The sequence below is a fragment of the Pseudomonas azadiae genome (assembly GCF_019145355.1).
Lineage (GTDB): Bacteria > Pseudomonadota > Gammaproteobacteria > Pseudomonadales > Pseudomonadaceae > Aquipseudomonas > Aquipseudomonas azadiae.
This window is the reverse complement of record NZ_JAHSTY010000002.1, coordinates 305792-317356: the sequence shown is the minus strand read 5'-3', so window position 1 is coordinate 317356 and position 11565 is coordinate 305792. Positions and strand designations below refer to the sequence as shown.

The window sequence follows — 11565 nt, the reverse complement described above, 5'->3', positions numbered from 1 at the left end:
CAGTCACCTATGCATCGACTGCACCACCGCCTGCGCGGGCAAGCCCGCTCCCACATTCGACCGCGTCCCCCTGAACAAATGCAATCAAATGTGGGAGCTGGCTTGCCTGCGAAGAGGCCCTTCCAGACAACACAAACCTTGCAGTCATGAAAAAGCCCCGAACCAGTCGGGGCTTTCTCATTTACCACTGATACTTAGCGCGGAAACGCCGGCGGGTTGACCCCAGCCATGTCTTCCATCACCCGCACCACCTGGCAGCTGTAGCCGAACTCGTTGTCGTACCACACGTACAGCACAACGCGGTTGTCCTGGCTGATGGTCGCCTCGGCGTCCACCACACCGGCGTGGCGCGAGCCCACGAAGTCGGTGGACACCACTTCCTGGGAATTGACGAAGTCGATCTGCTTGTGCAGATCGGAGTGCAGCGCCATATAGCGCAGGTACTCGTTCATCTCTTCACGGGTGGCGGCTGTCTCAAGGTTCAGGTTGAGAATGGCCATCGACACGTTCGGCGTCGGCACACGGATCGCGTTGCCGGTGAGCTTGCCGGCCAGCTCAGGCAGGGCCTTGGCGGCAGCGGTGGCGGCACCGGTCTCGGTGATCACCATGTTCAACGCGGCGCTGCGACCACGGCGGTCGCCCTTGTGGAAGTTGTCGATCAGGTTCTGGTCGTTGGTGTACGAGTGAACGGTTTCGACGTGGCCGTTGATGATGCCGAACTTGTCATTCACAGCCTTGAGCACCGGCACGATGGCGTTGGTGGTGCAGGATGCGGCGGACACGATCTTGTCGTCAGCGGTGATTTCACCGTGGTTGATGCCGTGCACGATGTTCTTGAGCTTGCCCTTGCCAGGCGCCGTCAGGACAACGCGGTCGACACCCGGGCAGGCCAGGTGCTGGCCCAGGCCTTCGGCGTCACGCCATACACCGGTGTTGTCCACCAGCAGGGCGTCCTTGATGCCGTACTGGGTGTAATCCACCTCGGACGGGTTCTTCGCGTAGATCACCTGGATCAGGTTACCGTTGGCGGTAATGGTGTTGTTTTCTTCGTCGATGACGATGGTGCCGTTGAACGGACCGTGTACCGAGTCGCGGCGCAGCAGGCTCGCGCGCTTGGTCAGGTCGTTCTCGGCGCCTTTGCGCACCACGATGGCACGCAGGCGCAGGCCGTCGCCGCCGCCGGTTTTTTCGATCAGGATGCGCGCCAGCAGGCGGCCGATACGACCGAAACCGTACAGGACCACGTCAGTGCCCTTACGGGCGGCGGCGTTTTGCTGGCCAACCACATCGGCCATCTCTTCGCGCACGAACTGCTCGGCGCTGCGGCCGGCGCCTTCCTGGCGGAATTTATAGGCCAGCTTGCCCAGGTCGACCGAAGCCGCGCCGAGCTTGAGCTCGCTCATGGCTTTGAGCAGGGGGAATGTTTCGTGGACGGAGAGTTCGCTGTCGTCGGCGGAACGGTGACGCGCAAAGCGGTGCGCTTTGAGAATCGCGATGACGGACTGGTTGATCAGGCTGCGGCCATAGATCGAGCTCACCACATTGTTATTGCGGTACAGCTGACCGATGAGCGGGATCATCGCTTCTGCGAGTGCTTCACGGTCGATCCATTCACCAAGACACTGGTCGGGCTTCTGAGTCACGGTAACCTTCCACATGTAGGGGCTGAAAAAAGGGGCTACATTATGTCGTCCGACTGCCGGTTGAGCAATGCGCAACGGCCAACAAAAAGCCCTTGCCAAAAAATACCACCCCGCTACAGCCCAGCAAATACGCGGGCTCCAGAAGGCCATCAATTCAGCGAGCCGGCCAACTTGTCTGTAACCCTCCAAAACAATCGCGTCTTTTGGCACTACATATTGAGTCAAAACGCGCCTTTGTTTGTCTTAGCCACTACATTTCCTGCAAACCGTAATAGGCTCAGTCAGAAACTGACAGGCGGCACCTCTGGCCGTTACAATTACCGACTTTGTCGCAACGCTTGGAGCTCAACCTTCCGTGCCCGTTCTGCGTCTACCGCTACTCCCTGCCGCGGCAGGTAAACAGCATTGGGGCAATCTGCCCGGTGCCGCCCTGAGCCTGGCCATCGCCGAGGCTGCCAGCGCAGCCAAGCGCTTTACCCTGCTGCTCACCGCCGACAGCCAAAGTGCCGAGCGGTTGGAGCAGGAGCTGAGCTTCTTCGCCCCCGATTTGCCGGTGCTGCATTTCCCCGACTGGGAAACCCTGCCCTACGACCTGTTCTCGCCGCACCAGGACATCATTTCCCAGCGCATCGCCAGCCTGTACCGCTTGCCGGAACTGGCCCACGGCGTGCTGGTGGTGCCGATCACCACGGCGTTGCATCGCCTGGCGCCGACCAAGTTCCTGCTGGGCAGCAGCCTGGTGCTGGACATCGGCCAGAAGCTCGATGTGGAGCAGATGCGCACGCGCCTGGAAGCCAGCGGCTACCGCTGCGTCGATACGGTGTACGAGCACGGCGAGTTCGCAGTACGCGGCGCGCTGATCGATTTGTTCCCGATGGGCAGCAAACTGCCCTACCGCATCGACCTGTTCGATGACGAAATCGAGACCCTGCGCACCTTCGACCCGGAAAACCAGCGCTCCATCGACAAGGTGGAGTCGATCAAGCTGCTGCCGGCCCGTGAATTCCCGCTGCAAAAAGACGCGGTCACGCGCTTCAAGGCGCGCTTTCGCGAGCGCTTCGACGTGGACTTCCGCCGCTGCCCGATCTTTCAGGACCTGAGCAGCGGGATTACACCGGCCGGTATCGAGTACTACCTGCCGCTGTTCTTCGACGAAACCTCTACCCTGTTCGACTACCTGCCCCAGGACACCCAAGTGTTCTCGCTGCCGGGCATCGAACAGGCGGCGGAAAACTTCTGGAACGACGTGCGTAACCGCTATGAAGAGCGCCGCGTCGATCCGTCCCGTCCTTTATTGCCGCCGGCCGAGCTGTTCCTGCCGGTGGAAGATTGCTTCGCGCGCCTGAAAAACTGGCCGCGCGTGGTCGCCAGCCAGCAGGACGTGGACGCAGGCGGCGGCCGCGAGCGCTTCCCCGCGCAAACGCTGCCGGACCTGGCGATCCAGGCCAAAGCCACGCAACCCCTGGAAGCGCTGTCCAACTTTCTCGCTGACTTCCCCGGCCGCGTGCTGTTTACCGCCGAATCCGCCGGTCGTCGCGAAGTGCTGTTGGAACTGCTCGAACGCCTGAAGCTGCGACCGAAGACCGTCGACAGTTGGCCGGATTTTGTAAAAAGCAAGGAACGCCTGGCAATCACCATCGCACCGCTCGATGAAGGCCTGCTGCTGGACGACCCGGCCCTGGCGTTGATCGCCGAGAGCCCGCTGTTCGGCCAACGCGTGATGCAACGACGGCGCCGCGAAAAACGCGCCGACGCCAACAACGACGCCGTGATCAAGAACCTCACCGAACTGCGCGAAGGCGCACCGGTGGTGCATATCGACCATGGCGTGGGCCGCTACCTGGGCCTGCAGACCCTGGAGATCGACAACCAGGCGGCCGAATTCCTCACCATGGAATACGCCGAGGGCGCCAAGCTCTACGTGCCGGTGGCCAGCCTGCACCTGATCGCCCGCTACACCGGCAGCGATGACGCCCTGGCGCCGTTGCACCGCCTGGGCTCCGAGACCTGGCAGAAAGCCAAGCGCAAGGCCGCCGAACAGGTGCGCGACGTGGCCGCCGAATTGCTCGACATCTATGCCCGCCGCGCAGCACGCGAAGGGTATGCGTTCGCTGACCCGAAAGCCGACTACGCCACCTTCAGCGCCGGCTTCGCCTTCGAAGAAACCCCGGACCAGCAAACCACCATCGAAGCCGTACGCGCCGACATGCTCGCGCCCAAGCCGATGGACCGCCTGGTCTGCGGCGACGTGGGCTTCGGCAAGACCGAAGTGGCGATGCGTGCCGCTTTCATCGCGGTGCATGGCGGCAAGCAAGTGGCAATCCTGGTGCCGACCACCCTGCTCGCCCAGCAGCACTACAACAGCTTCCGCGACCGCTTTGCCGACTGGCCGGTGAGCGTGGAAGTGATGAGCCGCTTCAAGTCCGCCAAGGAAGTGAACGCCGCCGTCGCCGACCTGGCAGAAGGCAAGATCGATATCGTCATCGGCACGCACAAGCTGTTGTCGGACGATGTGAAGATCAAGAACCTGGGCCTGGTGATCATCGACGAAGAACACCGCTTCGGCGTGCGTCAAAAAGAACAGCTGAAGAACCTGCGCAGCGAAGTCGACATCCTGACGCTGACCGCCACCCCGATCCCGCGCACGTTGAACATGGCCGTGTCGGGCATGCGCGACCTGTCGATCATCGCCACGCCGCCGGCGCGGCGCTTGTCGGTGCGCACCTTCGTGATGGAGCAGAACAAAAGCACGGTCAAGGAAGCATTGCTGCGTGAACTGCTGCGCGGCGGCCAGGTGTACTACCTGCACAACGACGTCAAGACCATCGAAAAATGCGCCGCCGACCTCGCCGAACTGGTGCCTGAAGCGCGTATCGCCATCGGCCACGGGCAAATGCGCGAGCGCGAACTCGAACAGGTGATGAGCGACTTCTACCACAAGCGCTTCAACGTGCTGATCGCCTCGACCATCATCGAGACCGGCATCGACGTGCCGAGCGCCAACACCATCATCATCGAGCGTGCCGACAAGTTCGGCCTGGCCCAACTGCATCAGCTGCGTGGCCGGGTCGGGCGCAGTCACCACCAGGCCTACGCCTATCTGCTGACGCCGCCACGGCAACAGATTACCTCCGACGCGGAAAAGCGCCTGGAAGCCATCGCCAATACCCAAGACCTGGGCGCAGGTTTTGTGCTGGCCACCAACGACCTGGAAATCCGTGGCGCCGGCGAACTGCTGGGCGACGGCCAGAGCGGGCAGATCCAGGCGGTGGGTTTCACGCTGTATATGGAAATGCTCGAACGCGCGGTCAAAGCCATCCGCAAGGGTGAACAGCCGAACCTGGATCAACCGCTCGGCGGCGGTCCGGAAATCAACCTGCGCTTGCCGGCCTTGATCCCCGAAGACTACCTGCCGGATGTGCACGCGCGGCTGATCCTGTACAAGCGCATCGCCTCGGCCACGGACGAAGAAGGCCTCAAGGACCTGCAAGTGGAAATGATCGACCGCTTCGGCCTGCTGCCGGAGCCGACCAAGAACCTGGTGCGCCTGACCCTGCTCAAACTGCAGGCCGAGCAACTGGGCATCAAGAAGGTCGACGCCGGGCCGCAGGGCGGGCGTATCGAGTTCGAAGCGCAGACGCCGGTGGACCCGCTGGTGCTGATCAAGCTGATCCAGGGCCAACCCAACCGCTACAAGTTCGAAGGCGCTACGCTGTTCAAGTTCATGGTGCCGATGGAACGTGCCGAAGAACGCTTTAATACCTTGGAGGCGCTGTTCGAGCGCCTCATCCCGAAATCTGCTTGAAGGACGCCCCGATGCGCCTGTTCCGCATGTTGAGCCTGTTGTTGGTGGTAGCGGCACCTGCGGCGTTCGCCGACAGCCCGTACCAGGTGGAGATGATCCTGGTGCGCCAGAACGCCGAGCCTGTGATCAACAGCCGCGCCGCGCCGGAAGACTGGGACACCGGGGCGGTGCGCCTGGGCGATAAACTGAGCCCGCCGCGCCTTTCCAACATTGTCGACAAGCTGCGCGCCGATTCCACCTACACGGTGCTGCTGCACAAGGCGTGGGAGCAGAACCTCGGCGAGCAACCGGTGAAGCTGGCGATTACTGACGGCCAGGAGCAGTTCGGGCAGTTCCCCATCGAAGGCGTCTTGAACCTGCAATTGGGCCGCTTCACCGACATCGATGCGGACTTCTGGATCAACCAGTTCGACGGCAACGGCAGCGTGATCGCCAGCGAACACCTGGCCCAGAAAGACGTGCGCACCAAGAACAATCAACTCAACTACCTGGACGGCGGCCACCTGGCGCTGCTGATCAAGATCACCTCGTTGACCGCCAAGCCACCCAGCGCACCACCGCCCGACCTGCAGGACTGATCCCGCGCCATGCCCCTGACGTCGTCGCTGACCAAACCCCTGGCCCCTTCGTGGGCCAATCGCTTCAAAGAGCAGAGCCTTGAGCGCGGGCGGCGGTATGCCCTGGAGAACCGGGTGCGCATCGTCGAGTCCGGCGACAGCACCATCACCGCCAGCTGCGAAGGCTCGGGCGGCAACGTCTACCGGCAGACCATCTCGCTGCGCGAATCGGCCAAGGGCATGCTGATCCTGGTGGACAGCCGCTGTACCTGCCCGGTGCACACCAACTGCAAACATATCGCGGCGGTGCTGCTCAAGGTCCAGGAAACCCTGGCCTACCCGGCCGCCGCCCAGGATGCCGAGCTGCTGGGAAAACTCCAGGCCGTGCTGGAAAACCGCCCGGTGCTGCCGCAGGTGGTCATGGAGGACGTGCTGCCCGTGCCACGCCTGTGGTTGGCCAGCGTCGAATTCAGCGCCTTTGAACCGCGCAACGGCAAGATGCAGCGCTATATCCAGCATCGCGCGGCGTTGTCGTTCAACTACCTGGGCAACTATGTCAGCGGGCAGAAAAACGCCGACATCATCGTGCGCCAGGACACCCAGAGCCTGCGCATCAAGCGCCATCCCGAGCTTGAGCAGCCGTATCGCGAACAACTGCGCCTGCTCGGTTTCAAGATCGCCACGCGCCAGAGCAAGGCCTTGCCGGAAAGCGCCGGCGAGCTGTTCGAATTGGTCAATGACAGCGCCTGGCTCAATTTCACCCTCAACGCCCTGCCCACCTTGCGGGCCGAGGGTTGGGAGCTGCAGATCGAAGAAGATTTCGGCTTCGACCTGAGCCCCGTCGACGATTGGTACGCCACCGTCGACGAAGGCCCGGAGCGCGATTGGTTCGACCTGGAACTGGGGATCATCGTCAACGGTGAGCGCCTGAGCCTGCTGCCGATTCTGCTGAACCTGATGCGCTCCCACACCGAGATCCTCAACCCGGAGAAACTGGCGCGGCGCCGCGATGATGAACTGATCCTGGTGAACATCCCTGGCCTGCCCAACGGCGGCCATGGCCCACTGCAAGTCGCGCTGCCTTACGGACGCCTGAAACCGGTGCTGGCTACCTTGGGCGAGTTCTACCTGCAAGAGCCCGGCACAACCACCTTGCGCCTGGCCAAGGCCGATGCGATTCGCCTGAACCCGCTGGAAGACCTGCCGCTGCAATGGGAAGGCGGCGAAAAGATCCGCAACTTCGCCCAGCGCCTGCGGGATATCAAAGACTTCACCTGCGTGGCGCCCGAAGGGTTGAACGCGACCTTGCGCCCGTATCAACTCGAAGGCTTGAGCTGGATGCAGTCGCTGCGTCAGCTCGATGTCGGCGGCATTCTTGCGGATGACATGGGGCTGGGTAAAACCCTGCAGACCCTGGCGCATATTCTCACGGAAAAAAACGCCGGGCGCCTGGATCGACCCTGCATGGTGGTGATGCCGACCAGCCTGATTCCCAACTGGCTGGATGAAGCGGCGCATTTCACACCGCAACTGAAGGTGTTGGCCCTGTATGGCGCGTCACGCAAGAAGCATTTCGCGCCTTTAAAGGAAAACGGCCTGCAGGATTATGACCTGCTGCTGACCACCTATGCCCTGTTGCCCAAGGACATCGACCACCTCGCCGCCCTGCCTTTGCACGTACTGATCCTCGACGAAGCCCAGTACATCAAGAACCCGTCCAGCAAGGCAGCCCAGGCGGCGCGCGAGCTGAATGCGCGACAGCGCCTGTGCCTGAGCGGCACGCCGTTGGAAAACCACTTGGGCGAGCTGTGGTCGCTGTTTCACTTCCTGCTGCCGGGCTGGCTGGGTGACGTAAAAAGCTTCAACCGCGATTACCGCGTGCCCATCGAAAAGCGCGCCAGTGATGTACGACTGCAGCACCTCAACGGTCGGATCAAACCTTTTCTGTTGCGTCGTACCAAGGAACAGGTGGCCACGGAATTGCCGCCCAAGACCGAAATCATCCACTGGGTGGACCTCAGCGAGGCCCAGCGTGACGTGTACGAAACCATGCGCCTGGCCATGGACAAGAAGGTGCGCGACGAGATCACGCGCAAGGGCGTGGCGCGCAGCCAGATCATCATTCTTGAAGCACTGCTCAAGTTGCGTCAGGTGTGCTGCGACTTACGGCTGGTCAACGACGCCACCCTGCCCGCCCGTGGCGGCAGCTCGGGCAAGCTCGATAGCCTGATGGCGATGCTTGAGGAGCTGTTTGCGGAAGGTCGGCGCATCCTGCTGTTTTCCCAGTTCACCTCGATGCTGAGCCTGATCGAACTCGAGCTTCAGAAGCGCGGCGTCGCCTACGCCTTGTTGACCGGCCAGACCCGTGATCGGCGCACGCCGGTGAAGGACTTCCAGAGCGGCAAGCTGCAGATCTTTCTGATCAGCCTGAAGGCCGGCGGTGTAGGCCTGAACCTGACCGAAGCCGACACGGTGATCCACTACGACCCGTGGTGGAACCCGGCCACGGAAAACCAGGCGACTGACCGTGCGTATCGCATCGGGCAGGAGAAGCCGGTGTTCGTGTACAAGATGATTGCCCGGGGCACGGTGGAGGAGAAAATCCAGCACCTGCAAAAGGAGAAGTCAGACTTGGCGGCGGGTGTGCTGGATGGGCGCACGACCGGGGACTGGCAGTTGGGCAATGAGGATATTGAAGCGTTGTTTGCGCCGTTGCCCAATAAACAAGAGAAGCGCTGACTGTTAAACCGTCATCGCAGGCAAGCCAGCTCCCACACTTGAATGTATTCACAAATCAAAATGTGGGAGCTGGCTTGCCTGCGATAGCGACGCCGCAGTTTTCAGTCGACCAACTGAGCATCCCGCAACGCAGTCAGCGCCGCCAGCCAACGCGGATCCTGCTTGTAGTCCGTCGAGGCAATTGCTTGACCCCGCATGCGCGCAATCCGCGCCGATGGCGTGACCTTCATGCGCTGAGCGGCGGTGAGCGCAAGCTCGGCAGCCGCACGATCGTTGCACACCAGGCCCATGTCGCAGCCCGCGGTCAGCGCCGCTTCGATGCGGCTGGCCGCATCACCGACCACGTGGGCACCGGCCATGGACAAGTCGTCGCTGAAGATCACGCCGTCGAACTGCAATTCGCCGCGCAGGATGTCCTGCAACCAGCGGCGCGAGAAGCCGGCCGGCTGGGCGTCAACCTGCGGGTAGATGACGTGTGCCGGCATCACGGCCGCCAACTGCTTGCTCAGACGTGCGAAAGGCACCAGGTCGTTCGTGCGAATCTGTTCCAGGCTGCGCTCGTCATTTGGAATGGCGACGTGGGAATCCGCCTCGGCCCAACCGTGGCCCGGGAAGTGTTTGCCGGTGGCGGCCATGCCGGCGCTGTTCATGCCACGGATAAAGGCACCGGCCAGCACGGCGGCGCGTTCGGGATCGCCTTCAAAGGAACGGGTGCCGACCACGGCGCTGCGCTGGTAGTCCAGGTCCAGCACCGGGGCGAAGCTCAAATCCAGGCCCACCGCCAATACTTCGGTGGCCATGATCCAGCCGCACTGCTCGGCCAGGTAGTCGGCGTTGGGGTGAGCCGCCAGGGCGCGCATGGCTGGCAGGCGTACAAACCCCTGGCGCAGACGCTGTACGCGACCGCCTTCCTGGTCGACCGCCAGGAGCAGGTCCGGGCGCACCGCACGAATCGCCGCGCTCAGTTCGCGCACCTGCCGTGGATGTTCGATGTTGCGCGCGAAGATAATCAAGCCGCCCACTTCAGGCTGGCGCAACAGGTGGCGGTCCTCGGCCGTGAGCCAGGTGCCGGCAACGTCAACCATCAAAGAACCTTGCAGGGCAGCACTCATAAACCTTCCTTAAATAACGCACACGACCCGTTGCCCTCGATGAAGGCAACGGGTCGTGAGTAAATAGCTGAAATCGACATGGCGGCTAGCTTAGCGGATGCAGGCAGCCGCGCACACCCAGGGCGGTCAAACCTTGGCGGGGGCCGACGTGGTTTTGCTGCGTGGGCGCAACTGGGCGGCCGCCATGGCCGGGTCGGTCACGCCGGTTTCGGCGCGCATGCCGGCGGCGAGGAACGGCACCATCAGGCGCATCACTTGTTCGATGGAGGTGTTGACGCCGAAATCGGTCTCGGCAATGGCGCGCAGCGCCTTGATGCCGGACATGCTAAACGCGGCCGCACCAAGCATGAAATGCACGCGCCAGAACAGTTCGATAGGCGGAATACGCGGCGCCGCTTCGTTGACCAGCAACATGTAGCGACGGAATACCTTGCCGTACATGTCTTCCAGATAACGCCGCAGGTGCCCCTGGCTCTGGCTGAAGGCCAGGCCCAGCAGGCGCATGAAGATCGACAGGTCGTTGCCGCTGCGGGGCTGGACCACCAGGGCTTGCTCAACCAGAATTTCCAGCAGGTCCTCCAGGGTCGGCTTGTGGTCAGCCTTGGCCTGGCGACGCTCCAGCTCACGGTCGAGGCTGGCGCAGAACGGCCCCAGGAAGCGCGAGAACACCGCCTGGATCAGGGCCTTTTTCGAGCCGAAGTGGTAGTTCACCGCGGCGAGGTTGACGCCAGCCTTGCTGGTGATCAGCCGCAGTGAAGTTTCAGCAAATCCTTTTTCCGCGAACAATTGCTCGGCAGCATCGAGAATGCGTTCAACGGTTTCCGACTGGGCCATGGCTACTCCGCCTGACAAACACTTGTTTGAAACATACGTTTCAGGTTGTGTCTTGTCAAGCCTGCGGGTTCGCTTTGCGGCCGGTCAGTCATGTATTTCATCGCTATTTAATCACATCCCTGGCTCTCTGTAGGCAGCGCTATCTCTACCTTGTGGGAAGCTGGCGCGATGACCGTCCAGCGGAGCGTTGGAAAAGGATGATTGCCAAGCGCAGTTCACTGTATATAATCCCAGTCACTGTATAAAAAGACAGAGCGATCAACATGCTAAAACTGACGCCACGCCAAGCTGAGATTCTGGCTTTTATCAAGCGCTGCCTCGATGACAACGGCTACCCGCCGACGCGAGCGGAAATTGCGCTGGAACTGGGATTCAAGTCCCCCAACGCCGCCGAAGAACACCTCAAGGCCCTCGCTCGCAAAGGCGCGATCGAAATGACCCCCGGTGCCTCGCGCGGCATTCGCATCCCTGGCTTTGAAGCCAAGGCAGACGAATCGACCCTGCCCATCATCGGCCGCGTCGCCGCCGGTGCGCCGATCCTGGCACAGCAGCACGTCGAAGAGTCCTGCAATATCAACCCGACCTTCTTCCATCCTCGCGCCGACTACCTGCTGCGGGTCCATGGCATGAGCATGAAGGACGTGGGCATCTTCGACGGTGACCTGCTGGCTGTCCACACCACCCGCGAAGCCCGTAATGGCCAGATCGTCGTCGCCCGCATCGGCGATGAAGTCACCGTCAAACGCTTCAAGCGCGAGGGCAGCAAGGTCTGGCTCATGGCCGAGAACCCTGAGTTCGCCCCGATTGAAGTGAACCTGAAAGACCAGGACCTGGTGATCGAAGGCTTGAGCGTCGGCGTAATTCGCCGCTAAAGG

At 62.1% G+C, this 11565-nt stretch carries 7 protein-coding genes; 4 read left to right on the top strand and 3 right to left on the bottom strand.

Annotated features, from left to right (window positions below; translation table 11 throughout):
• Positions 1-194 precede the first annotated feature (194 nt).
• Positions 195-1658 (bottom strand): glyceraldehyde-3-phosphate dehydrogenase, encoded by a 1464-nt coding sequence (locus tag KVG91_RS17835; protein ID WP_169376600.1) that lies wholly within the window; start codon positions 1656-1658, stop codon positions 195-197.
• 340 nt (positions 1659-1998) lie between these two features.
• Between KVG91_RS17835 and mfd the strand changes: the two genes are divergently transcribed.
• From mfd to KVG91_RS17820, 3 genes are read left to right on the top strand one after another with little or no spacing between them, the layout of a single operon-like run.
• Positions 1999-5448, top strand: coding sequence for a transcription-repair coupling factor (mfd, locus tag KVG91_RS17830; protein WP_169376601.1), 3450 nt, complete (start codon positions 1999-2001; stop codon positions 5446-5448).
• A gap of 11 nt (positions 5449-5459) precedes the next feature.
• Entirely contained in the window at positions 5460-6026 is a 567-nt protein-coding gene (locus tag KVG91_RS17825) for a CsiV family protein (RefSeq protein WP_169376602.1), read from the top strand.
• Between the two features lie 9 nt (positions 6027-6035).
• A complete protein-coding gene (locus KVG91_RS17820) occupies positions 6036-8744 on the top strand; it encodes a DEAD/DEAH box helicase (protein ID WP_169376603.1) in 2709 nt (902 codons plus the stop codon).
• 101 nt (positions 8745-8845) lie between these two features.
• Here the strand turns inward: KVG91_RS17820 and nagZ are convergent, their stop codons facing one another.
• Entirely contained in the window at positions 8846-9856 is a 1011-nt protein-coding gene (gene nagZ / locus KVG91_RS17815) for a beta-N-acetylhexosaminidase (protein WP_169376604.1), read from the bottom strand.
• A gap of 126 nt (positions 9857-9982) precedes the next feature.
• Positions 9983-10690 (bottom strand): TetR/AcrR family transcriptional regulator, encoded by a 708-nt coding sequence (locus tag KVG91_RS17810; protein WP_169376605.1) that lies wholly within the window; start codon positions 10688-10690, stop codon positions 9983-9985.
• Positions 10691-10953: 263 nt separating this feature from the next.
• On the opposite strand from KVG91_RS17810, the gene lexA reads away from it, so the two are divergent.
• Positions 10954-11562, top strand: a complete 609-nt coding sequence (gene lexA, locus KVG91_RS17805; RefSeq protein ID WP_017137423.1) for a transcriptional repressor LexA — start codon at positions 10954-10956, stop codon at positions 11560-11562.
• Positions 11563-11565 lie beyond the last annotated feature (3 nt).